Raw genomic sequence first — 22,194 nt, 5'->3', positions numbered from 1 at the left:
GTAGCCCCGTTCGTCCCTCATCCCTGAATCCACCAGCCCGGGTGCCGATAATTCGCTCGCGTGCCGAATCGCTGATTGCTGTCAGCGGCCCCTCGCGAGCGGAGACTCGATGCCGCCTGGATTCGCCCCGTCCGTGGGCGCTGTGTCACGAATTCCGGGATCACCATGACCAAGCCTTTTCTCGTTCGCCATCGGCGCCCGCTGGGTGTCGCCTCTCTTCTCGTCGTCCTGCTGCTCGCCGCCGGCGGCTACTGGTGGGCCCAGCGCCCGCAGCCTGCGCCGGCCGGCGATGTCGCCAGCCGCATGCTGGCCGAGCTGCAACATGACGCCAGCCCGTGGACGGCGCAGCGCGCCGACCTCTCGACCCTGGTCGGCGACATGCGTGGCGCGCGCATCGCCAGCGCCGCACTGAGCGACGAGGCGGTCTACGTCAGCACCCTGGATAGCCGCCGCTACTGGCTGGCCGACCAGTCCGGGCGCGTCGGCGAGATGATCCTGCGCGACTACGGCAATGGCGCCGCGCTGTTCCCGGTCGGCCTGTTCGATACCGACGGCGAGGCCCCCTGGTACCGCGATGCGCTGGCGCAATGGCCGCTGCTGTTGCTGATCCTGCTCGGTGCCGGCCTGGCCACCTGGAAACTGCGCCCGCAGACCCGACTGAAGCACCAGACCGGCGTCAGCTTCGCCGATGTGGTCGGAGCGGCAGAGGCCAAACAGGCGCTGCGCGACGTGACCCGCTACCTGCGCGACCCGGCCGCCTTCGCCGCCCTCGGCGCGCGGCCGCCGCGCGGCGTGCTGCTCACCGGCGAGCCCGGCACCGGCAAGACCCAGCTGGCCCGCGCCCTGGCCGGCGAGTGCAACGCGCATTTCATCCAGGTCACCGGCAGCGATTTCTCCTCGATGTACTTCGGCGTCGGCATCCACAAGGTCAAGACGCTGTTCCGCACCGCACGCCAGCATGCGCCCTGCATCATCTTCATCGACGAGATCGACGGCATCGGCCGGCGCGCCGAGCAGAGCCGCGCCAGCGATGCCGAGAGCAACCGCATCATCAACCAGTTCCTCACCGAGATGGACGGCTTCGCCGCCGACAGCGGCGTGCTGGTGCTCGGCGCCACCAACTTCCCCAACTCGCTGGACCCGGCCCTGCTGCGCGAAGGGCGCTTCGACCGCAGCATCGTCGTCGGCCTGCCGAGCCTTGCCGAGCGTGAGCAACTGCTGCGCCTGTACGCCGGCAAGGTGCGCGCCAGCGCCGACCTCGACTTCGCCCAGCTGGCACGCAACAGCGTCGGCCTGACCCCGGCGGCCATCGCCAGCATCGTCAACCAGGCCGCCCTGCTTGCCGCCCGCGACGCCAGCGCAGAAGTGGCCATGCGGCACTTCGTCGACGCCCTGGAAACCTGCCGCATCGGCGAGCAGCCGGCCGGCGTCAGCCCGCTCTCCGAGGCCGAGCGCACGCGCATCGCCGTGCACGAGGCCGGCCACGCGCTGGTCGCCGCGGCGCTGGGTTGCGGCCGCGTTGAGAAGGTCACCATCCTGCCGCGCGGCCAGGCCCTCGGCGTCACCCTGGTCACGCCGACCGAGGACAAGCGCCTGCACCTGGAGTCGGAGCTGCGCGCGCGCATTCAGATGCTGCTGGGCGGCCGGGTCGCCGAGCAGCTGCACTTCCGCGAGGTCTCTTCCGGCGCCGGCCAGGACCTGCACGAGGCCAGCAAGCTGGCGCTGTCCATGGTCGGCTCGCTGGGCATGGGGCCGAAGGGCTCGCTGCTCAGCCTGCAGGCGGTGCGCGAGGCGCACCTGGACAGCGACCCGCGCGAGGCGCTGGAGGCGGCGGATCAGTTGCTGCACGAGCTGAACCTGCAGTGCACCGAGCTGCTGCGCCGCCTGCGCCCGGCGCTGGAGCGCATCACCCGGTCGCTGCTGGAACACGAGACGGTGCCCGGCGAGGACGTGTTGAAGGCCATCGCACCGCTGCTCGAGGTGCCGCTGCAGGTACCGCACGGCGGCAGCGTGCCGCACCTGGAACGTGTCGCGGCCAGCGACTACAAGGGCTTCGACCCCATGTACGACCTGGCCCAGACCGACGACGAGACACCGGACGACGGGCCCTGCATGGCTTGAAGCGGTCGCATCGGAACGGCAACAGCCCCTAGAATGGGCGCCTTAACTCAAGGAGATACCACCATGCCCCGCGCATCTGCCCGTCACATCCTGGTTGCCAGCGAAGCCAAGTGCAACGAACTGAAAGCCGCCATCGAAGGTGGCGCCGACTTCGCCCAGGTCGCCAAGGACAACTCCACCTGCCCGTCCAGCCGTGACGGCGGCAACCTCGGTTCCTTCGGCCCCGGCCAGATGGTCCGCGAATTCGACCAGGTGGTGTTCAGCGCCCCGGTCGGCGTGGTCCAGGGTCCGGTGAAGACCCAGTTCGGCTACCACCTGGTGGAAGTCACCAGCCGCCAGGACTGATCCACCCGCCCGGCTCCTGGCAGGCCGGGCAAATTGCGGGAGCGTTCTGCCGCCGACGGCTGTCTTCACCTATGAAGCCGTCCCGGAGGATGCTCCCATGCCAGCCCGCTCCCCCCTCCTGCTCGCCCTGCTCCTTGCCGCGAGCGCCCACGCCGCCGAACCACTCGACAGCGCCGGGCAGATCACCGATGACCGTTACCATGCCGTGCTCGCCGGCGACTGGCGCTCGGCCGAGAATCGCCTGCGCGACCCGGGCCGGCGACCGATGGAGACCCTGCGCTTCTTCGACCTGTCTGCCAGCCAGACGGTGATCGAGATCAGCCCTGGCGACGGCTGGTACAGCGAGCTGCTCGCGCCCCTGCTGCGTGACAAGGGCCAGTACACCGTGGCGCTGGCCAGCGGTGGCGACGCACCGCTGCGCGACAAGCTGGCCAAGGCCGGCCAACCCTACGACCGGGTGAAGATCCACGACTTCGACGGCAAGACGCCGGTACTGGGCGAGCCACAGTCGGCCGACCTGGTGATGAGCTTCGACGACGCCCAGGACTGGGCCGGCGCCGGCAACGAGATCGCCATGTACGAAGCCGCGTACCAGGTGCTCAAGCCCGGCGGCAAGTTCGGCGTGGTGGCCTACCGCGCGGAGAGCGGCGCCAAGCCCGAGGCCGCCGAGCAGACCGGCTACCTGCCCACCGACCATGTGGTGCAGAAGGCCAAGGATGCCGGCTTCGTGCTCGCCACCCTGGAGCAGATGCACAGCAACCCGCGCGACGACCGCGACCGCCCGGCGCAGCAGCCCGGCCAGGAAAAGGCCAGCTACCAGGAAGTCGGCGAACCGGACCGCATGACCCTGCTGTTCGTCAAGCCGAGCGGGCCACGCCCCTGAGGCTTGCTTTTCCACACCGGGTGGGGACACTGCGCAGCTGACTTATTCAGGAAGCCCCGCATGGACCGCGCCGCAGCCCCACCCCGTTCGAAACTCCGTATTGCCCTCGCCATCCTCGCCCTGCTCGCCGCAACCGGCCTGGCCTATGGCGGCTGGCTCGTCCTGCCGGGCTTCCGCCCACTGTTCGACAGCTTCGGCGACAACATCCCCTGGCTCAGCCGCTGGGCGGTCGAGCACCCGCAGGGCATCTGGACCGCGCTACGCGGCGTGTTGGCCCTGAACTTCGCCGCGCTCTGCGCCTGGCTGTTCATCCGTCGGCGCTGGGCCTCGACCGCCCTCAGCCTGGCCACCACCTGCACCTGGCTGGCCCTGGTGCTGCTATTGGTCACGCTCTACCTGCCGATGTTCACCATCGCCGTCTGAAAGCTAAGTCGTTAGAATCACCCCCCTCAGTTCGCCCCGTCATGCGGGGCTCCGTCAGACGTAACCCGCGAGAACTCCGTCATGGGCGCACAGTGGAAAGCCAAACCTAAAGAAGCCGCAGCCAACGCCAGGGGCAAAATTTTCGGTCGCCTGGTCAAGGAGATCATGGTCGCCGCCCGTAACGGCGCCGATCCGGACACCAACGCCAAGCTGCGCGTCGCCGTCCATGCGGCCAAGAAAGCCTCGATGCCCAAGGACACCCTGGAGCGCGCGATCAAGAAAGGCGCCGGCCTGCTCGGTGAGACCGTCAACTTCGAGCGCACCACCTACGAAGGCTTCGCCCCGCACCAGGTGCCGGTGATCGTCGAGTGCCTGACCGACAACCTGAACCGCACCGTGGCGGAAATCCGCGTGCTGTTCCGCAAGGGCCAGATGGGCGCTTCCGGCTCGGTGGCCTGGGACTTCAGCCATGTCGGCATGATCGAAGCCTCCACCGACAACGGTGCCGACCCGGAGCTGGCCGCCATCGAAGCCGGTGCCCAGGACTTCGAGCCGGCCGATGAAGGCGACACCCTGTTCATCACCGAGATGACCGACCTCGACGCCGTGTGCAAGGCCCTGCCGGAGCATGGTTTCACCGTCAACTCGGCGAAGATCGGCTACATCCCGAAGAACCCGGTCAGCGGCCTGAGCGACGCGCAGATGGAAGAAGTCGAAGCCTTCCTCGAAGCCCTCGACAACCACGACGACGTGCAGAACGTCTACGTCGGCCTCGCCGGCTAATCGCCACGCGTGAGCCGCAGCCAGTTCCACCAGCAACACGCTGCACGCGCCGAGGCCGAAGCCCGGCGCCTGCTGCAGCAGCGCGCCGAACTCGGCGCGCGCTGGCTGGACTGGGTGGCCGCCGAGCTGTACCGCCTCTCCCCGCCCGAATACGCAGCCATGGTCCGCCGCGAGCTGCAACGCCTGAACGACACATGAAACTGCTCCACATCGCCGCCGTCTGCCTGTTCGACGACGCCGGCCGCCTGCTGCTGGTACGCAAGCGCAACACCCACGCCTTCATGCTGCCCGGCGGCAAGATCGAGGCGGAAGAAACGCCGCTGGCCGCCCTGCGCCGCGAACTGTACGAAGAGTTGCAGCTGAGCCTCGACGAGGCTGCCCTCACCCCGCTCGGTCGCTTCCGCGCACCGGCCGCCAACGAGGCCGATACCGAGATCGACGCCCAGATCTATCGCGCTCGCCTGCCCTACCCCGTCAGCCCCGCTGCCGAACTGGAAGAGCTGCGCTGGCATTCGCTGGACGCCAGCGCAACTGCCGACCTGGCGCCGCTGCTGCACCTGCACGTGCTACCAGTCCTACGCCACCCGACGCCTGCCTGAGCCGCCTGCGCCATTCGCAGCTATGCTCAGAGCATCACAGCGTGCAGGCTGGCGCAGCCTGGGAGGTGGAGATGACCGTCGACCCGATCCGTTCGAACTGAGTCTCCCATTTCCGAGGATTACGCCATGAGCAAAGGTCTGGATAGACACAAGGAGGCGAAGAAGAAGCCTCTGAAAAGCGCCCAGGAAAAACGCCTGGCCAAGCGCAGCAAGAAGTCCGGCTCCACCCTGCTGGGTAGTCACGCCCCCTCCAGTTGATCTTCCCCCGTTGATCCCTTCCGCACCCGGCCCACGCCGGGTGCTTCGTTTGCGCCATCGCAAAAACGGTCTGGCCAGCCGCCAGTACCCATTCGTCCAGAACCGAGCGCAACGCTGAACTTCCCGAGACAGACGGGTCGGAACCCCGACCGCTTCGTTTGCCGCAAGGAGGACCCGATGCTCGACCTGACCACCTGGAACCTGACCATCCCCGCCACCGAATCCGCCACGCTGATCAGCACCCAGCGCCTGAACAAGGGCTACAGCAGCCAGTACTTCCGCCCGCAGAACGACCGCAGCGTGCGCTTCTGGGTACCGGTCAACGGCTCGCACACGGCCAATTCGCGCTACCCGCGCAGCGAGCTGCGCGAGACCTGGCCCAACGGCGAGCTGCGCAACTGGTACCACGGCGATGCCGACAACCTGCTCAGCGCCGTGCTGACGATCAACCAGGTACCGAGCAAGAACAAGCTGGTGATCGGCCAGATCCACAGCACCAACCGCCCCGGCGATGTCGGCGAACCGCTGGTCAAGCTGCAGTACCACTTCCGCCCGGAGCTCAACAGCGGGCGCATCGAGGCGCTGGTGCGCAAGCACCCGGACGATGCCAAGGTGCAGAACATCGCTCTGGTCAACAACGTGACGCTGAACGAGCGCTTCGCCTACCGCCTGCGCCTGACCGCCAGCGGCCGCCTGGGCATCACCGTGTACAGCGACGACGACAACGGCGCCTATTACCGCCAGATCGCCTCCAGCTGGAGCCGCCAGCCGCTCTACTTCAAGGCCGGCGCCTACGCCCAGGACAACTACGGCAGCAGCGCCGAGGGCGGCCGCGCGACCTTCTACCACCTCAACAGCGAGCACCGCCGACCCTGAGCCGGCATTGACCCAGAGCAACACGGCCCGTGCCGGCCATCGCCTAGGATGGCCGGCGACACCTTGGGCCGGCTGTGCAGGCCCGTTATCCAGACAGGAGGTTTGCATGAGCATCACTTCGTCCACCATCTGCTCCGCCGCCGACGCCCTGCAGGGCCTGGTCGGACTCAACAGCAAGAACGGCCTGCACATCGTGCGCTTCAGCGAGGACTCCTTCGGCCTGGACGTGCCCGAGGAGACCATCCAGCCCTGCGCCGAGTTCGTCTGGCAGCCGCTCAAGGGCGCGCTGATGACCCTCAGCCGCGAGCGCCTGGGCCTGCTGCTGGAGCAGCGCATCGACGATCGCCTGAACATCACCGAACCGCTGCGCGTGTACCTGCACCGCTGCGACCTGCCGGAAATCATCGCCGAACGGCGCAAGACTTGACCGAAACGACCTGAGCTTCTGCGTTTTTGTCCGATATGTACGGGCGTGCCATTTCCTATGCTTGAGGCCACAACAAGAAAGGAGTGGCACGCATGTTCGATGTGGCGATCAACAACGGCCTGTTCTTCGACGGTAGTGGCGCCCCCGGCGCCATCCGCCACCTGGGCATTCGCGGCGGCAAGCTGGTGGCGATCAGCAGCGAGCCGCTAGAGGAAGGCGCGCATCAGACCATCGACGCCCGCGGCCAGTGGGTGATGCCCGGCTTCATCGACATGCACACCCACTACGACGCCGAGCTGGTGGCCGCCCCGGCCCTGCGCGAGTCGGTGCGCCACGGGGTGACCACGGTGATGATCGGCAGCTGCTCGATCAGCATGGTGCTGTCCGGCGCCGAGGACTGCTCGGACATGTTCACCCGCGTCGAGTCGGTGCCGCGCGAACACGTGCTGCCGCTGCTGCAGGCACGCAAGACCTGGAACACCCCGGCCGACTATGCGGCCTTCCTCGACAACCACCCGCTCGGGCCGAACATCTGCTCCTTCCTCGGCCATTCCGACCTGCGCGTGGCCGTGCTCGGCCTGGAGCGCGCGGTGGACGCCAGCGTGCGTCCCAGCGACGCCGAACTGCAGCAGATGGAGCGCCTGCTGGACGAGGCGCTGGACGCCGGCCTGCTCGGCCTCTCCAGCATGACCAACCCCTGGGACAAGCTGGACGGCGAGCGCCAGCGCTCCAAGTCGCTGCCCTCGGTGTACGCGCCCTGGCGCGAATACGTGCGCCTCAATCGCGTGCTGCGCAAGCGCGGGCGCATCCACCAGGGCGCGCCGAACCTGGTGACCAAGCTCAACGTGTTCGCCTTCCTGTGGGAGAGCATGGGCCTGCTGCGCAAGCCGCTGAAGACCACGCTGATCACCCTGATGGACGTCAAGGCCGATCCCTGGCTGGCGCCGATCCTCGGCCCGCTGACGCGCACCCTGAGCCGCCTGACCCGCGCCGACTTCCGCTGGCAGACCCTGCCGGTGCCCTTCGTCACCTATGCCGACGGCATGGAGTTCGTGGTCTTCGAGGAATTCCCCAGTGGCGAGGCAGCGCTGCACCTGGCCAGCCAGGACTTGCGCAGCGAGCTGTTCCGCGACCCGGAATACCGCCGGCGCTTTCGCGAGGACGTCGACAAGCGCTTCGGCCCGCGCGTCTGGCACCGCGACTTCGACGACGCCTGGATCGTCGACTGCCCGGACCAGGCGCTGGCCGGGCACAGCGTCGGCGAGCTGGCCCGCGCCCGCGGCATGCATCCCGGCGACCTGTTCCTCGACCTGCTGGTGGAGCACGGCCCGCGCCTGCGCTGGCGCACGATGATCGCCAACCACCGGCCCAAGGTCGTGGAGAAACTGGTGGCCGAGCCGGCCACGCTGATCGGCTTCGCCGACTCCGGCGCGCATATCCGCAACATGGCCTTCTACAACTTCGCCGTGCGCCTGCTCAAGCTGGTGCGCGACGGCGAGTCACGCGGCAAGCCGGCCATGCCCATCGAACAGGCCATCTGGCGCCTGACCGGCGAGCTGGGCGAGTGGTTCGGCGTCGATGCCGGCAGGCTGGCGCTGGATCGCCGCGCCGACCTGGTGATCGTCGACCCGCAGCACCTGGACGCCAGCCTGGAGGCCTACCACGAGGACGAGATGGAAGGCTTCGACGGCCTGCGGCGCATGGTCAACCGTGGCGAGGCGGTACGCGCCACGCTGATCAACGGGCGCATCGCCTATCGCGATGGCGAGTTCGCCACCGACCTCGGCCAGGCCCGCGGCTACGGCCAGTTCCTGCGCGCCAATTAGGGTTTTACTGGCTCCACGGCGCGCAAGGCATTGCGACTGTGCGCGCCGAAGTGACGGAACAGCTCGACCAGCAGCTTCTCCAGCGCCGGGTCGGGCTGCACCTGCTGCAGCTGGTTGCCCTCGCTGAAGCCCTGGGCGGCACTGCCACGGGCCATCCACTCGCCGATCAGGCCGTCGAACTCATCGGCGCGATCATGCGACTCGGCCGCCACCACCTGGGCCGCGTAGTCCACGTCGAACGGCGGGTAGGCGTCGTCGCCGGCGCGGTCGGCATAGGCGGTCAACAGCGGCGCCTGTAGTTGTCCCTCGCCGAGCAGCGCCTGCATGCGGTCGAACTGGTACTGCTCGATGGCGGTATGCCGGTCGGCCACGCGCTTGATCGCCGCCTCGCGGTCTTCCGGGTAGCCGGCCTCGGCCTTGGCCGCGATCAGCACCATGCCGCTGGTGCTCACTCCCGGCAGCACGCTGGCGTGGTAGGGCTGGGTCAGGTCCTGCAGGTAGTGCATGGCCCAGCCGAGGAAACGGTAGCCCCAATACGGATGGCCGCTGCTGAAGGCCAGGCGCGCCAGGCCGCTGTACTGGTACACGCGCCAGTGCGGCAGCGTCTGCGCCAGGTACGGCGCGGCGGTGAAGATCAGCGACGACTCGTGGTAGTAGCCGATGTGGAACGGCGCCTGCGAGGAGTATTCGAAGCGTGCATCGCCGAACGGCTGCGGCCCGAAGTTGTAGCGTTGGCCGACGGCGCCGGGGTTGTCGCTGAACAGGTTGATGTCATGGCCATAGTCCGGCTCGTCCGCGGCGCTGGCCAGCACCTGCAGCGCACTCACCTGCTCGCCATCCTTGAGCGCCAGGTAGCGCCAGTTGGTCCAGGGGCCGACCTTGTGGAACACCAGCACGTCCTGGCCGCCGAGCAGCGGCCGGCCGCCGGCATCCTGCCCAGGCAATTGCTGGATGAAGCTGGCCAGCTTGATATCCGGGTTGATGCGCAGGGCCTGGAGGAAGGCGGTGCGGCGATCGCCAGCGCCAGCGGCCTGCCAGCGCAGCTCGTCCGGGCGCGCCGGGTAGTAGGAGAAGTGCTCGCGGGCGTAGCGCTCCTGCTCGTCCAGCAACTGCTCGATGGCCGGCGCCTGGTCGCTGAGGAAGGCCTCCAGCGGCTCCACCTTGACCTCCTGGCGCAGCTCGGGCTGATCCTGCAGGGACAGCAGGCTGCCCAGCGAGTGGTTGGACCAGGCCAGGGCATGGCTGGACAGGCCGGCCAGCAGGCCGGCACAGGACAGGGCAACGAGTGACTTCACGGCGGCTCCGATGCGTGAGGCGAATCGACCAAGGCTAACCCCGGCAACGCCGGCGAGCACTGTCAGACCGCGCCAGCGGCACTCACCGATCGGGCATCAAAGTAGTACGGCAGCGGCCAGGCCACCCAGCACCAGCAGGGCCACGACCACCAGGCCGATGCCCAGGGCCGGGCTTCCAGACGTGGCGGCCGACGCCGGCGCGGCCTGCGCCTGGGCAGCGGCATGCAGCGGGTTGACCGTTGCGGCGCCGGCGCTGGCCGGGCGTGGCTTGGCCTGCGGCTTGGGCAGATCGACAGCGCGCACGAACACTGTGGCGTCCTCGCTCTCCTCCTCTGCCACCTGGGCCTCGACCTTGGGTCCGATCACCAGCAGCGTCACCGAGCCCATGCGCACCTGGTCACCGGGCTTGAGCACCGCGGCCTCGGTCTTCTCGCCGTTGACCAGCAGGCCGTTGGCCGAGGCCAGGTCCTTGACCTCCAGCACCTCGTCGCGCAGGAAGAACTCGCAGTGGCGGCGCGACAGCTGGGCGTCGCTGAAGCACAGCTCGCACTTGACCGAGCGGCCGAAGGTCATCGAGCCGCTGACGTGGAACTTCTTGCCCTCGTGCTCGCCCTGGACCACCTGCAGGAACCAGCGCTGGCCGGCCTCGGCGCGCGGCTTGGCCTTGCCCGGGTCACTCAGCAGCAGCTCGACCTCGCCCAGGCGCACGCAGTCGTCGGCGCGCAGCTGGTAGCGGCTGGCGATGCGCTCGTCGTTGACGAAGGTACCCAGCTCGCTGTCGCAGTCACTCAGGTAGTAGTGACCGTTGTCCTGGCGGATTTCGGCGTGGAAGGCGCCGATCCCGGCGTCTTCCAGGACCAGGTTGTTACGCCGGTCCTGACCCACGGTGAAGCGTTCCTCGACCAGCCAGATGGGCGCCTGGCGGCCGTCCTTGAAATGCAGCTTGAGCATGGGTGTGGGTCCTACTGACCGAAGATGTTGTTCCAGGCGCGTTTGATCGGGTTGTTGTTGCGCTCGCGTTCCTCGCGGGCCGCCCTGTCGGCAGCGGCGCGGGCATTGGCCGCGCGGGCGTCGGCCAGCAGTTGCTGGTGCTCGCCCTGCATCTGCAGCAGCTCCGGACTCTGCGGCTCGGCCTCCAGGCCACGCTCGATCATCGCCAGCGCGCCGGGGAAGTCGCTGCGCCGGTAGGCCGTGCGAGCCAGGTCGCGGTACAGCAGCGCTACGCTGTTGAGGCCGGCCAGGGCATCGGCGTTGTCCGGCGCCCAGCCGAGGATCTGCTGGTAGTAGTACACCGCGCTGTCCTCTGCGGGCAGCAGCAGGCGCTTGTCGGCGATGCTCTGCTCGGCCAGCTCCAGGTAGCGTGCGATGCGCGCCTGCAGCACCTTCTGCAGGCCGGCGAGCACGCCCGCGTGCTGCGGATCGATGGCCAGGGCCTGGCGGTAGTAGTAATCGGCGCTGTCTTCCGCCGGCTCGGTCAGTAGGCCGTCGGCCAGGCGCTGCTCGGCGAGGTCGGTGAGGACCTTGATGCGTGCCTCGCGGATGCGCTGCAGGCCGGCCAGGGCAGCGTCGTTGTCGTCGTCGATGGCCAGCACCTGGTTGAAGTACTGCTCGGCGCTGTCCTGTGCCGGCTCGATCAGCTGGCCGGCGGCGAAGCGCTGCTCGGCCTGGTCCAGCAACGCGGCAATCTCCCGCTGCTGCTTGATGTACAGGCCGGCGGAAGTCAGGGTGCCGATCAGCACCAGCACGCTCAGCACCACCAGCAGCGGCATGTTCGAGCGGCGCTTGCGCGGCGCGACGGGCGCCGGTGCGGCCGCTTCGGGCAATGTCAGCGCCGGGCGAATCTGGGTTTCGTCCAGGTCGCTGAGCTCCACCTCGTCGAGGGCGGCGAGCAACGCGCGGCAATCGGCGAAGCGCTCGTCGGGCGCCTTGGCCAGCATGCGCGACAGCACGCCACGGAAGGCACCGAGGCTGTCCGGCAGGGGTGGCGGCTCCATCTGCACGTGGTTGACCACGGTCTGGGTGTAGTTGCCGCCGCGGTAGGGATTGCTGCCGGTGAGCATCTCCAGAAGGATCACGCCCAGGCTGTAGATGTCGCTGCGCGCATCCAGAGGCTGGCACTGGGCCTGCTCCGGACTGCTGTAGGCCGGGCTGCCGACGGCGATGCCGAACTGGGTCAGCTCGCTATCGATGTCCAGGTCCTTGGCCACGCCGAAGTCGGTGAGCACCGCGGTGCCGTCGGCACGGAACAGCACGTTGGCCGGCTTCACGTCACGGTGCACCAGGCCCTTGTCGTGAACCACGGCCAGGCCGCTGGCGATCTGCCGCACGATCTGCAGGGCCCGTTCGGGGGCAAACAGCTCACCCTTGTGCCGCGCCAGGTCGCCACCGGGCAGGAACTCCATGGCCAGGTAGTAACGGCCGTCGTCCAGGCGGTCGATGTCGTGGATGGTGATGATCGACGGATGATTGAGCGAGGCGACTATGTGCGCCTCCCTGACGAAGCGCTGGCTGAAGGCCTCGTCCTCGGCGCTGTGCAGCACCTTGATCGCCACCTTGCGGCTCAGCGATTCCTGGGTGGCCAGGAACACTTCGGCCATGCCGCCCTTGCCCAGTTGGCCATGAACCCGGTAGCCGGGAATTTCAAGCAGAGTGGTGCTCATGAGGTGGTCGATCAGTGCTTGCGGGAGTTGAGCCAACGGCTAAGGAAGTTGCGAGGCTTGGCGTCGATCTTCGTCGATTGGTCCAGGCGGCGCCCCAATACTATGCAGCTGATATTGTCCTTGCCGCCCAGCTGATTGGCCAGCCCTATCAGCTCCTCGACCAGCACATCGAGCGTCGCCGCGCCGGCACACACCTGCTGGATCTGCTCATCGCTCAGCTCGCCGGTCAGGCCATCGCTGCACAGCAGCAGCAGCTCTCCGGGTGCCAGGCTGCCCTGTACACGGCCGACCTCGAGGACCTGCTCGCCCTGCCCCAGGCACTGGGTGACGATGTTGCGCCGCGGATGCACCCGCGCGTCCTCGATGCTCAGCTCGCCGGCATCGATCATCGCCTGCACCCAGCTGTGGTCGCGGGTCAGGCGGGCGATGCCCTCCAGGCTGATGCGATAGGCGCGGCTGTCGCCGATCCAGGCCACCTCGAAGTCGGCACCGGAAAAATGCGCGGCCACCACGGTACTGCCCATGGGCCGCCCGGCCTCTGCCTGGGTAGCGCCGAGGATCGCCTGGTGGGCACTGTGGATGGCGTTGGCCAGATCACTGCCGGCGACGACGGACTGGTGCAGGGTCTCCAAGGCCAGCGCACTGGCGACCTCGCCGCACTGGTGCCCGCCCATGCCATCGGCCACGGCCCAGAGACCGAGCTCGGGCCGGCACAACACGGCGTCCTCGTTATGCCCGCGAACCCGACCCGCGACGCTCTGCGCCGCGAACCCCAGGGACTGCATCGACATGGCTGTTGCTTACCTTCCAAATCTGCACTGGCGTGCATGATGCTGCGCCGTGCCGAGGCTGTCAGCCCGAAGCACGCGAACTGTTAAGCAGTCGTCAGCGGTTGCGCTGTATCTCGTAGTCGCTGCTCCCCGGATAGCGCTGCACCTCGATGCCACTGGGATACTCGATGCTCTGCCGGATGCCGCCGCTCTGGCGTACGCTGGAGCCGCCCTGGATCTGCACCTCGCGGCCATAGCCCTGTCCGGGCACCGCGTGCCCGCCGTAGACGTCGTAGCTCTGGCTGCGGCTGGACGAACTGACGCTGCCGGAAGCGCCAGGGCTGACGTATTCGATGGGGATGGGCTGGCGCGCCGGCTCACCGGCCATCGCCAGGCCGCTGAGCAGGACGCTCAGCAAGATCATGCTGCGCATGGCGGCTCTCCTCTCGTTCATTCACCTTCGATGCTACGCGCGCTCGCCACGACGCAATAGTCCTGGCCAGCTGCCACGATTGGCAGCGCGGATAACGTCGCTATCATGCGGCGCTTTTCCGGGATGCCGTATCCATGCCCCTGCGCTGTGCCCTGCTGTTGCTCTGCTGCTTCGCCCTACCCTCTCTCGCCGAACCACCCCGCACCTTCGCCGAGGCTAAGAAAGTCGCCTGGCAGCTGTACGCCAAACAATCGGTGGAGTTCTACTGCGGCTGCCGCTACAGCGGCAATCGGGTCGACCTGAAGAGCTGCGGCTACCAGCCGCGCAAGAATCCGCAGCGGGCGGCGCGCATCGAGTGGGAGCACCTGGTGCCAGCCTGGGTCATCGGCCACCAGCGGCGCTGCTGGCAAGAGGGTGGGCGCAAGCACTGTGCGCGCAGCGACGAGACCTTCCGCCGCGCCGAAGCCGATCTGTTCAACCTGGTGCCGAGCATCGGCGAGGTCAACGGCGACCGCAGCAACCTGCCCTTCGCCTGGCTGCCGCAGCAACCCAGCCAGTATGGCGCCTGCCCGATGGTGGTGGATTTCAAGGCCGGCAAGGCGATGCCCAGGCCCAAGGTGCGCGGAATGATCGCCCGCACCTACTTCTACATGAGCCAGCGCTACGGACTGCGCCTGTCGAAACAGGAACGCCAGCTGTTCGAGGCCTGGAGCCGAAACTACCCGATCGAACCCTGGGAGCGTCAGCGCAACCAGCGTATCGCCTGCGTGATGGGCTGGAGCAACCCCTTTGTCGGCAACGTAGACCTACGTGCCTGCCCGAGACCACTTACCGGAAAACGCAGAAATGATTAGGAAAATCGGAGCTTTGCCTGTACGGTATCCGCACTGTGCTGCATGTGTCACCGCAAATCGACCGGTTTAGATCTCGGTCCAACCTACCTCGGTTTCTTTACTCTTTGCACTCAGTCATGGCCTTGGGCATTTCCAACGCTGTGTTCACTTTGTTCAAGGAGATATTCCATGTCCGCACGTCAAACTGGCACCGTCAAGTGGTTCAACGATGAGAAAGGCTTCGGCTTCATCACCCCGGAAAGCGGCGCCGACCTGTTCGTTCACTACCGTTCGATCCAGAGCGCTGGCTTCAAAAGCCTGAAAGAAGGCCAGAAGGTTTCCTTCATCGCCGTTCAGGGTCAGAAAGGCATGCAAGCCGACGAAGTACAGGTCATCTAACGACCGGTACCTCGCCGCAAAGAACCGGCCTCAGGGCCGGTTTTTTTATCCCTGCAATTTTGTCAGCCGCCAGAGGAATTCCATGAGCACCAAGAAAGCCATTCAGCAGCCCAAACCGCAAGCGGCCGTAGCCACCAGCGAGTCCCTGGACGCCCAGATAGCCGCCTTCCTCAACTCCGGTGGTGAGATCCAGCAGATCGCCAAAGGCGTCAGTGGCCAGTCCTGGAGCACTCCCAGCCGCCACATCGTGATCAGCAAGAAGTAAAGGCGACACCCGACCGGCATACTGGCACTTTGCCTAACAGTTCCTTGCCGATCTGAACAAAGCCCTGCATCCTTGGCTCATAAGAACGATAAAGAGCCATGAGCCGGGGAGCCGCGCTGATGTTCAAGCGACTGCGCAACGACTTTCAGCTGTCCATCATCACCCTGATGGGCATCATCGGCGTGCTAGGCATCACGCCCTATGCGGCCTACCGACTGACCCACGGCAACTTCCTGGTGGGCATCGCCGACAGCGTCATCGTGCTGTCCACGCTCTTCGCCGTGATCTACGCCTGGCGCACCGGTGACACGGAAAAGCCCGGCCTGTATCTGGCTGGCGTGTTCACCATCAGCGCCACGCTGATCGCCATCAACCTGGGCGTCAACGGCCTGTTCTGGATCTACCCGCTGATCCTCTTCAATTTCTTCATGGTCACCCCTGGCAAAGCCATTATCGCCACCCTGCTGGTGCTAGCCGGCCTGGTCGGCCACGCCCTGTGGATACCCGGCAGCGTGTTCGAGAGCCACTACCAGATGGTCTCCTTCCTGGTGACCAACGGCATGGCCGGCGTGCTCACCTTCATCTTTGCCTACCGCACCCGCACTCAGCGCGACCAGCTGCAGGCGCTGACCATCCAGGACCCACTGACCGGCGCCGGTAATCGCCGGGCGATGAACGAAGAGCTGAAGATCGCGGTGTCCAGCCGGCGCCGCCATGGCCGCAGCTACGGCGTGCTGGCCATGGACCTGGACCACTTCAAGCAGATCAACGACCAGCACGGCCACCAGGCCGGCGACCAGGTGCTGATCGACTACGTGAAGCTGATAAAGAGCTCCTCGCGCCACGAGGATCGCCTGTTCCGCTTCGGCGGCGAAGAGTTCCTCCTGCTCCTGCCTGATACCGACCTGGCGGGGCTGGAAGCCGCCGCGCAGCACCTGCTGCACACGGTACGTGACAGCCTGCGCGGGCCCGGAGGCCCGGTCACCATGTCCATCGGCGGCGCCATGCTGCGCGCTGAAGAGCCCTGGAGCCACTGGCTGCAACGCGCCGACCAGTGCCTGTACCAGGCCAAGAGCGCCGGACGCGACCGCACCATCATCGACCGTCCGGCAGTCAGCGACCTGGCGCCCAGCCACTGACTAAAATGTAATCAGGCCAATGTCGGCCTGAGCCATCGCTCGGCCGGGGGACCGATGCGCAGAAGATGGGAGGTGTGCCATGAATCGGCATTACTACATCAGCGACAACCTAGACGATCTCGAGCAACTGGAAGGCGAGCTGGAAGCCCGCGGTATCAACAACGAGCAGATCCATGTGCTCAGTGAGCGGGACGCCGAGGTGGCCCAGCACCAGCACCTGCACGAGGTACCGTCGATCCTCAAGCAGGACGTGGTTCACTCCGGCTCGATCGGCAGCCTGGTCGGCATCGCTCTGGCAGCGCTGGTCCTGCTATTGGCCTGGCTAAACGAGTGGGCAACGACTGCGGCAGGCTGGGTGCCGTTCATGTTCCTCGCAGCGGTACTGCTCGGCTTCAGCATCTGGGAGGGCAGCCTGTTTGGCATGCAGCATCCCAATAGCGCCTTCCGCTCATTCGCCGACCGCCTGCACGAGGGCAAGCACCTGTTCTTCGTCGATGTCAGCCCGGCGCAGGAGCCGATCCTTCACCAGGTCGTGGCTTATCACCCCGATCTCGAACTGGCCGGAACCGGCCAGGCCAGCCCGGATTGGGCCGTTGCCCTGCAACATCGCTGGCATCAGTTCCGCCGCATGATGTGAGTTGTCGGGTGCACAGGATTAGAATGTGCGACCGGCCACCCATCGCACCTTCAAGGCGTCCCTGCGCACCCATGATGATTCGCCTGCTTCTGCCCCTGGTCGCCGGCCTGCTGTTCGCCGGCGTGGCCAGCGCCGCCCAGGTCAGACTGGTGACCGGTGACGACTATGCGCCGTTTACCGGGCAAAGCCTGCCGGCAGGCGGCATGCTGACCGAGCTCGTGCAACGAACACTGCAGCAGGCAGGGCACCAGACCAGCCTGGCGTGGCTGCCATGGAAGCGCGGCTACCGGGCTGCGCTCAAGGGGCAGTTCGATGCCACCTACCCCTATCTGGCGAGCGGCGAACGCGAGGCGGATTACCTGTTCTCGACGCCGCTGTATGTCACCACCCGGCACCTGTTCAGCCGGGCTGGAGATGCATGGGAGCCCGACGATAGCGCGCGACTGATGGGCAAACGCATGTGCCTGCCACTGGGCTGGCAACCCCCAGCGTCCTTCGCCAGGCTGCTGGAAGCCGGACAGTTGCACCTGCACGAACCCCAGGATCTCACGGCTTGCGCCAGGCTGGTCGAGATGGGCCGCGACGACTTCTTCATCGCCGACAGTCTGCTCGGGGAGCGCGCCATCTTCCTGTCAGGTACTGGCAGCGCCAGCTTCAATATCTCTCGCGGTAGCGTCGGCAGTAGCAGCCTGCACCTGCTGGTGCCGCGCAATCGCAGCGACGCCCAGCAGCTGATCGATCAATTCGACAGCGCCCTGCGTCAGCTGCAGGAAAGTGGCGAGTATGCGCGCATCATCGAGGCCCACCGCAAACATGCACTGAGCGGGCGCTAGGCTCGATAGCCCGCTCCTTCTAGGGAAACAGGCTACCCGCGAAATAACTGTCAGCCGCGATTGGCTGCGTCGATTATCAGCTGCTTCATCTCTGCCACCGCGCCCTTGAAACCGACGAACAAGGCATGGGCGACGATGGCGTGACCGATATTCAGCTCGTGCACACCGGCAATCGCGGCCACCGGCTCGACGTTGTGGTAGTGCAGGCCATGACCGGCGTTGACGATCAGGCCGTGGGCCAGCCCGCAGGCGACGCCATCGCGGATACGCGCCAACTCGCGGGCGGCCTCTTCCGGGGTATGCGCATCGGCGTAACGGCCGGTATGCAGCTCGATGGCCGGGGCGCCGATGCGCCGAGCCGCCTCGATCTGCCGCTCCTCGGCATCGATGAACAGCGACACCTCGCAGCCCAGCTTGGCCAGGCGCTGCACCGCTGCCTTGATGCGCTCCTCCTGCCCCGCCACGTCCAGACCGCCTTCGGTAGTCAGCTCCTGGCGGGTCTCCGGCACCAGGCAGATGTGCTCGGGGCGGATCTGCTCGGCGAAGTCGAGCATGAAGTCGGTGACGCCCATCTCGAAGTTCATGCGCGTCTGCAGCACCTCCTTGAGCAGGCGCACGTCGCGCTCCTGGATGTGCCGGCGATCCTCGCGCAGGTGCACGGTGATGCCATCGGCACCGGCCTCCTCTGCATCCAGGGCCGCCTTGACCGGATCGGGATAGCGGGTACCACGAGCCTGGCGCAGGGTCGCGACATGGTCGATGTTGACGCCGAGGAGGATGCGGTTGGCTTCAGTCACGGGCAGATTCCTTGAGAGTCATGAAGAGTTCGCGGCTGACCAGAGGTCGACCGCCCAGATGAGGAGCCAGGGCCTGGCGCATCAGGCGTTTGGCCGCAGCCAAGGCACCGGGGGACGACCAGTCCGCCTCGGCCATGGCCAGCAGATCGGAGCCCTGGAACAGACCAGGCTGCAACTGCCCCACCTGCTCCAGGCCAGCGTCCGGCTGCAGACGGTACAGGCCCTCGGCGGCAATGGGCCGCCCGGCGATATCGATATGCAGGGCGAAACCATAGCCCAGCTCGTCCAGCAGGCGCCATTCGAAGGCGCGCAGCAATGGTTCCAGCGGCGGATTGGCGGCCAATGCCTGCAGGGTCAGGGCATAGTGCTCGAACAGCGCGGGATGGGCGTCCTCGGCGGGCAGCAGGCGCAGCAGCAGTTCGTTGAGGTAGAGGCCGCTATACAGCGTCTGCCCCTGCAGCCAGGTGGCGAGACCAGCGGCCTCCAGGCGGCCGACGTTCTTCAGCTCGCCGCGCCCTCGCAGCTCCAGCTCCAGCGGGGCAAATGGCCGCGCCAGGCTGCCGGCCTTGCCACGCGCGCCGCGCAGCACAGCACGCAGCCGCCCCTCGGGAGTGAGGAAGTCGACCAGCGCGCTGGTTTCCTTGTAGGGCCGGCTGTGCAGGACGAAAGCCGGAAGCGCGCCGGTGAGCATGGGGTCAGAAGTCGGTGTAGCCCAGGGAGCGCAGCGCCCGCTCGTCGTCGGACCAGCCGCCCTTCACCTTGACCCAGAGATTGAGCATCACCTTGGAGTCGAACATGGTCTCCATGTCCTTGCGCGCATCCTGGCCGATGCGTTTGATGCGCTCACCCTTGTCGCCGATGATGATTTTCTTCTGCCCGTCGCGCTCCACCAGGATCAGGCCGTGGATGTGCAGAATGCGGCCTTCCTGCTTGAACTCTTCGATTTCCACGGTGATCTGGTACGGCAGCTCGGCACCGAGCTGGCGCATGATCTTCTCGCGGATCAGCTCCGCGGCAAGGAAGCGGCTGGAGCGGTCGGTGATCTGGTCTTCCGGGAAGAAGTGCTCGGACTCCGGCAGGCGCTCGCCAACCAGGCGTTCCAGCGTGTCGAGGTTCTGCCCGTGCAGCGCCGAAATCGGCACCACCTCGGCCTGCGGCAGCTGGGTGGCCAACCACTCCAGGTGCGGCAGCAGCTCGCTCTTGTCTTCCAGACGGTCGGCCTTGTTGACCGCCAGCAGGATCGGACACTGCACGTACTGGACTTTCTCCAGCACCATCTGGTCCTCGTCGGTCCAGCGGGTACGGTCGACCACGAACACCACCACGTCGACATCCTTGAGGGCGGTCGAGGCACTGCGATTCATGTAGCGGTTGAGCGCTTTGTCGTTGTGCTTGTGCAGACCCGGGGTATCGACGTAGACGGCCTGCACTTCACCCTCGGTCTTGATGCCGAGCATGTTGTGGCGGGTGGTCTGCGGCTTGCGCGAGGTGATCGCCAGCTTCTGCCCGAGGATATGGTTGAGCAGGGTCGACTTGCCCACATTGGGGCGGCCGACGATGGCGACATAGCCACAGCGAGTTGGGGTATCAGTCATGGCTGTTCTCCACGCCCAGAGCTATCAGCGCGGCGGCAGCGGCCACCTGCTCGGCAATACGCCGGCTGGCGCCGTGCCCCTGGGTCTTGTCGGTAAGCAGAGCGACCTCGCACTGCACGAAAAAGGTCCGGCAATGCGGCTCACCCTGGATATCCACCACCTCATATCGCGGCAGCTCGGCGGCGCGCGACTGAAGGAACTCCTGCAGACGGGTCTTGGGATCCTTGTTGGTGTCCACCAACGTCAGGCTCTCCAACTCGTTGGTCAGCCAGTCCAGTACACGCTGGCGCGCGACATCCATGCCGGCGTCCAGATAGATGGCGCCGATCAACGCCTCGAGGGCGTCGGCCAGGATGGACTCACGGCGAAAACCGCCGCTCTTCAACTCTCCCGATCCCAAACGCAAGTATTCACCCAGCTCGAAGCCCCGAGCCAGTATGGCCAAGGTCTCACCCTTCACAAGACGCGCACGCAGGCGTGAGAGTTGCCCCTCGCGCGCCTGCGGGAAACGCTCGAACAGCGCCTCACCGGCGACGAAGTTGAGGATGGCATCGCCGAGGAACTCCAAGCGCTCATTGTTACGCCCGGCAAAACTGCGGTGAGTCAGAGCCAGGAGCATCAGCTCCTGATTCTGGAAGGTATGGCCGAGCTTGCGCTCAAGGCGGGAGAGAGATTGGCTCACTGGGGACGGATTCGGAATTCTTTATCAAAGGTGGCTACGAGATCGAGGTTCTCGATCAGGTGTTCACGCTTCTCGTACTTGAGGTGCAGAAGAAACAGGTCATTCTCCTGCTTGATCTCCAGCGCTTCTTTTAGATTCAGTCGAATGCTATTGACGCCCATTCCTTTCTGAATGTGATCGTAGAAGTCTCGAACCGATCTGATCTGAGCAGGTTCGCTCTCAGTCTTGGTAATGATTTTCTGCAGGGCGTAGTAATCCATGTAATGCGGGAACAACTTGAAAGCCGTGCTGGCAAGAAAAGCCAATACAGCAAGCGTTACGATCCAGCCCAGCAACGACATGCCCTTCTGCGAGCGCGCAAATCTCATGATCGACCCCATTTATCAGAGTTATTGTGAAGCCCACGACTATATATAAGCAGGCGCTGCTCGGTTGAACAGCGCCTCGCAAATTCGGCAACTCAGCGAATCAGGCCGACGCGAGAGAAGTTCGGCAAACTGCGCAGCTTGGGATCGGGCCAGCTCATCCATACGGCAAAGGCTTTGCCGACGATGTTGCGATCCGGAACCATGCCCCATTCTTCCATGGGAATGTTCGCGTCCTGCCAGTAGCGACTGTCGTTGGAGTCGTCGCGGTTATCGCCCATCATGAAGTAGTGCCCTTGCGGCACAACCCACTCGTCACCCGGGCGCACGTTGCGGTGCAACTGCTTGCGAATGAGGTGTTCGGCCTCGCCCAGCTTCTCCCGGTACACCAGCGTGCGCCCCAGAGAGCCCGGCTCCTCGCCAAAAAACTCTTCGGCGACCGACTTGCCATTCACCAGCAGGCGCTTGTCTGCGCTGTAGCTGATCTTGTCACCCGGCAACCCCACCACTCGCTTGATGTAATTGATGCTGGGATTACTCGGATAGCGGAACACCATGACATCGCCACGCTGCGGATCACCCACCTCGACAACCTTGGTGTCGACCACCGGCAGACGAATGCCATAGGCGAACTTGTTGACCAGGATGAAATCACCCACCTCCAGCGTCGGCTTCATCGAGCCGGAGGGAATCTGGAATGGCTCCAGCAGGAAGGAGCGCAGCACCAGCACAATGGCCAGCACCGGGAAGAACGACTTGCCGTACTCGACCAGCAGCGGCTCCTTGTTCAGGCGCTGGAGCACCAGCTCGTCCGGCTGACCGACCTGGCCTTCGTAGGCCGCGATCGCCACCCGGCGCCGTGGCGCCAGGAGCAGCAGGTCAATCAGAGCCAGCACGCCGCAGACTGCGACGGCAATAACCAGAATCAGCGGGAAATTGAACGACATAGG

At 66.0% G+C, this 22,194-nt stretch carries 28 protein-coding genes; 17 read left to right on the top strand and 11 right to left on the bottom strand.

Annotation, left to right across the window (positions count from 1 at the left end; translation table 11 throughout):
- The first annotated feature begins 165 nt into the window (after nucleotides 1-165).
- The 11 genes from PTT45_RS08555 (at nucleotide 166) to PTT45_RS08505 (ending at nucleotide 8,541) form a co-directional block, all read left to right on the top strand.
- Entirely contained in the window at nucleotides 166-2,121 is a 1,956-nt protein-coding gene (locus tag PTT45_RS08555) for an AAA family ATPase (protein WP_273812677.1), read from the top strand.
- Nucleotides 2,122-2,184: 63 nt separating this feature from the next.
- Entirely contained in the window at nucleotides 2,185-2,466 is a 282-nt protein-coding gene (locus PTT45_RS08550; protein ID WP_273812676.1) for a peptidylprolyl isomerase, read from the top strand.
- A 97-nt stretch (nucleotides 2,467-2,563) separates the two neighbouring features.
- Nucleotides 2,564-3,349 carry a class I SAM-dependent methyltransferase gene (locus PTT45_RS08545; RefSeq protein WP_273812675.1) on the top strand — a complete coding sequence of 262 codons (786 nt, stop codon included), beginning with the start codon at nucleotides 2,564-2,566 and terminating at the stop codon, nucleotides 3,347-3,349.
- 60 nt (nucleotides 3,350-3,409) lie between these two features.
- Nucleotides 3,410-3,772, top strand: a complete 363-nt coding sequence (locus tag PTT45_RS08540; RefSeq protein WP_273812674.1) for a hypothetical protein — start codon at nucleotides 3,410-3,412, stop codon at nucleotides 3,770-3,772.
- 81 nt (nucleotides 3,773-3,853) lie between these two features.
- Complete coding sequence (locus tag PTT45_RS08535; RefSeq protein ID WP_273812673.1) at nucleotides 3,854-4,555, top strand: YebC/PmpR family DNA-binding transcriptional regulator; 702 nt, start codon at nucleotides 3,854-3,856, stop codon at nucleotides 4,553-4,555.
- Between the two features lie 9 nt (nucleotides 4,556-4,564).
- Nucleotides 4,565-4,753 carry a hypothetical protein gene (locus PTT45_RS08530; RefSeq protein ID WP_273812672.1) on the top strand — a complete coding sequence of 63 codons (189 nt, stop codon included), beginning with the start codon at nucleotides 4,565-4,567 and terminating at the stop codon, nucleotides 4,751-4,753.
- Entirely contained in the window at nucleotides 4,750-5,154 is a 405-nt protein-coding gene (locus PTT45_RS08525; protein WP_273812671.1) for an NUDIX hydrolase, read from the top strand. Before PTT45_RS08530 ends, PTT45_RS08525 begins: the two co-directional genes overlap by 4 nt.
- A 126-nt stretch (nucleotides 5,155-5,280) precedes the next feature.
- Nucleotides 5,281-5,412, top strand: a complete 132-nt coding sequence (locus tag PTT45_RS08520; protein ID WP_273812670.1) for a hypothetical protein — start codon at nucleotides 5,281-5,283, stop codon at nucleotides 5,410-5,412.
- A 177-nt stretch (nucleotides 5,413-5,589) separates the two neighbouring features.
- Entirely contained in the window at nucleotides 5,590-6,288 is a 699-nt protein-coding gene (locus PTT45_RS08515; protein ID WP_273812669.1) for a polysaccharide lyase family 7 protein, read from the top strand.
- A gap of 106 nt (nucleotides 6,289-6,394) precedes the next feature.
- Complete coding sequence (locus PTT45_RS08510; RefSeq protein WP_043309387.1) at nucleotides 6,395-6,715, top strand: DUF2025 family protein; 321 nt, start codon at nucleotides 6,395-6,397, stop codon at nucleotides 6,713-6,715.
- A 92-nt stretch (nucleotides 6,716-6,807) separates the two neighbouring features.
- Complete coding sequence (locus PTT45_RS08505) at nucleotides 6,808-8,541, top strand: N-acyl-D-amino-acid deacylase family protein (RefSeq protein WP_273812668.1); 1,734 nt, start codon at nucleotides 6,808-6,810, stop codon at nucleotides 8,539-8,541.
- On the opposite strand, the gene PTT45_RS08500 is transcribed toward PTT45_RS08505, so the two are convergent.
- From PTT45_RS08500 to PTT45_RS08480, 5 genes are all read right to left on the bottom strand, one after another.
- Nucleotides 8,538-9,836 carry a phospholipase gene (locus PTT45_RS08500; protein WP_273812667.1) on the bottom strand — a complete coding sequence of 433 codons (1,299 nt, stop codon included), beginning with the start codon at nucleotides 9,834-9,836 and terminating at the stop codon, nucleotides 8,538-8,540. The genes PTT45_RS08505 and PTT45_RS08500 overlap by 4 nt on opposite strands.
- Nucleotides 9,837-9,932: 96 nt before the next feature.
- A complete protein-coding gene (locus PTT45_RS08495; protein WP_273812666.1) occupies nucleotides 9,933-10,787 on the bottom strand; it encodes an FHA domain-containing protein in 855 nt (284 codons plus the stop codon).
- 11 nt (nucleotides 10,788-10,798) lie between these two features.
- Nucleotides 10,799-12,496 (bottom strand): protein kinase domain-containing protein, encoded by a 1,698-nt coding sequence (locus PTT45_RS08490; protein WP_273812665.1) that lies wholly within the window; start codon nucleotides 12,494-12,496, stop codon nucleotides 10,799-10,801.
- Nucleotides 12,497-12,507: 11 nt separating this feature from the next.
- Entirely contained in the window at nucleotides 12,508-13,287 is a 780-nt protein-coding gene (locus PTT45_RS08485) for a PP2C family protein-serine/threonine phosphatase (protein ID WP_273812664.1), read from the bottom strand.
- Nucleotides 13,288-13,381: 94 nt separating this feature from the next.
- A complete protein-coding gene (locus PTT45_RS08480) occupies nucleotides 13,382-13,699 on the bottom strand; it encodes a hypothetical protein (RefSeq protein WP_273812663.1) in 318 nt (105 codons plus the stop codon).
- Nucleotides 13,700-13,833: 134 nt separating this feature from the next.
- Here PTT45_RS08480 and PTT45_RS08475 point away from each other — a divergent pair, with 134 nt between their 5' ends.
- From PTT45_RS08475 to PTT45_RS08450, 6 genes are all read left to right on the top strand, one after another.
- The gene (locus PTT45_RS08475; RefSeq protein WP_273812661.1) at nucleotides 13,834-14,553 is read left to right on the top strand and encodes an endonuclease I family protein; all 720 of its coding nucleotides are present in this window, start codon (nucleotides 13,834-13,836) and stop codon (nucleotides 14,551-14,553) included.
- Nucleotides 14,554-14,721: 168 nt separating this feature from the next.
- Nucleotides 14,722-14,931 carry a cold-shock protein gene (locus tag PTT45_RS08470; RefSeq protein WP_043309394.1) on the top strand — a complete coding sequence of 70 codons (210 nt, stop codon included), beginning with the start codon at nucleotides 14,722-14,724 and terminating at the stop codon, nucleotides 14,929-14,931.
- Nucleotides 14,932-15,013: 82 nt separating this feature from the next.
- The gene (locus PTT45_RS08465; protein ID WP_273812660.1) at nucleotides 15,014-15,196 is read left to right on the top strand and encodes a hypothetical protein; all 183 of its coding nucleotides are present in this window, start codon (nucleotides 15,014-15,016) and stop codon (nucleotides 15,194-15,196) included.
- Between the two features lie 98 nt (nucleotides 15,197-15,294).
- Nucleotides 15,295-16,335 carry a GGDEF domain-containing protein gene (locus PTT45_RS08460; RefSeq protein ID WP_273812658.1) on the top strand — a complete coding sequence of 347 codons (1,041 nt, stop codon included), beginning with the start codon at nucleotides 15,295-15,297 and terminating at the stop codon, nucleotides 16,333-16,335.
- 79 nt (nucleotides 16,336-16,414) lie between these two features.
- On the top strand, nucleotides 16,415-16,972 hold the full coding sequence (locus PTT45_RS08455) for a magnesium transporter (RefSeq protein ID WP_273812656.1): 558 nt from the start codon (nucleotides 16,415-16,417) through the stop codon (nucleotides 16,970-16,972).
- Between the two features lie 71 nt (nucleotides 16,973-17,043).
- The gene (locus PTT45_RS08450; protein ID WP_273812655.1) at nucleotides 17,044-17,805 is read left to right on the top strand and encodes a substrate-binding periplasmic protein; all 762 of its coding nucleotides are present in this window, start codon (nucleotides 17,044-17,046) and stop codon (nucleotides 17,803-17,805) included.
- Nucleotides 17,806-17,855: 50 nt separating this feature from the next.
- On the opposite strand, the gene pdxJ is transcribed toward PTT45_RS08450, so the two are convergent.
- The 6 genes from pdxJ to lepB all read right to left on the bottom strand — a co-directional run bounded on the left by pdxJ (nucleotide 17,856) and on the right by lepB (nucleotide 22,191).
- The gene (gene pdxJ, locus PTT45_RS08445) at nucleotides 17,856-18,602 is read right to left on the bottom strand and encodes a pyridoxine 5'-phosphate synthase (protein ID WP_273812654.1); all 747 of its coding nucleotides are present in this window, start codon (nucleotides 18,600-18,602) and stop codon (nucleotides 17,856-17,858) included.
- A complete protein-coding gene (recO, locus tag PTT45_RS08440) occupies nucleotides 18,595-19,293 on the bottom strand; it encodes a DNA repair protein RecO (RefSeq protein ID WP_273812653.1) in 699 nt (232 codons plus the stop codon). Before recO ends, pdxJ begins: the two co-directional genes overlap by 8 nt.
- A gap of 4 nt (nucleotides 19,294-19,297) precedes the next feature.
- Nucleotides 19,298-20,197 carry a GTPase Era gene (gene era / locus PTT45_RS08435; RefSeq protein ID WP_273812651.1) on the bottom strand — a complete coding sequence of 300 codons (900 nt, stop codon included), beginning with the start codon at nucleotides 20,195-20,197 and terminating at the stop codon, nucleotides 19,298-19,300.
- On the bottom strand, nucleotides 20,190-20,879 hold the full coding sequence (gene rnc, locus PTT45_RS08430; RefSeq protein WP_273812648.1) for a ribonuclease III: 690 nt from the start codon (nucleotides 20,877-20,879) through the stop codon (nucleotides 20,190-20,192). Before rnc ends, era begins: the two co-directional genes overlap by 8 nt.
- The gene (locus tag PTT45_RS08425) at nucleotides 20,876-21,247 is read right to left on the bottom strand and encodes a DUF4845 domain-containing protein (protein WP_273812646.1); all 372 of its coding nucleotides are present in this window, start codon (nucleotides 21,245-21,247) and stop codon (nucleotides 20,876-20,878) included. The genes rnc and PTT45_RS08425 overlap by 4 nt, the downstream gene beginning before the upstream one ends.
- Before the next feature lie 92 nt (nucleotides 21,248-21,339).
- A complete protein-coding gene (gene lepB / locus PTT45_RS08420; RefSeq protein ID WP_273812644.1) occupies nucleotides 21,340-22,191 on the bottom strand; it encodes a signal peptidase I in 852 nt (283 codons plus the stop codon).
- Nucleotides 22,192-22,194: the final 3 nt, after the last annotated feature.

The sequence above is a fragment of the Pseudomonas sp. Gutcm_11s genome, from assembly GCF_028649395.1.
Classification (GTDB): domain Bacteria; phylum Pseudomonadota; class Gammaproteobacteria; order Pseudomonadales; family Pseudomonadaceae; genus Aquipseudomonas.
Note: the sequence above shows the minus strand (reverse complement) of the source record. Positions and strands in the feature narration are given on the sequence as shown.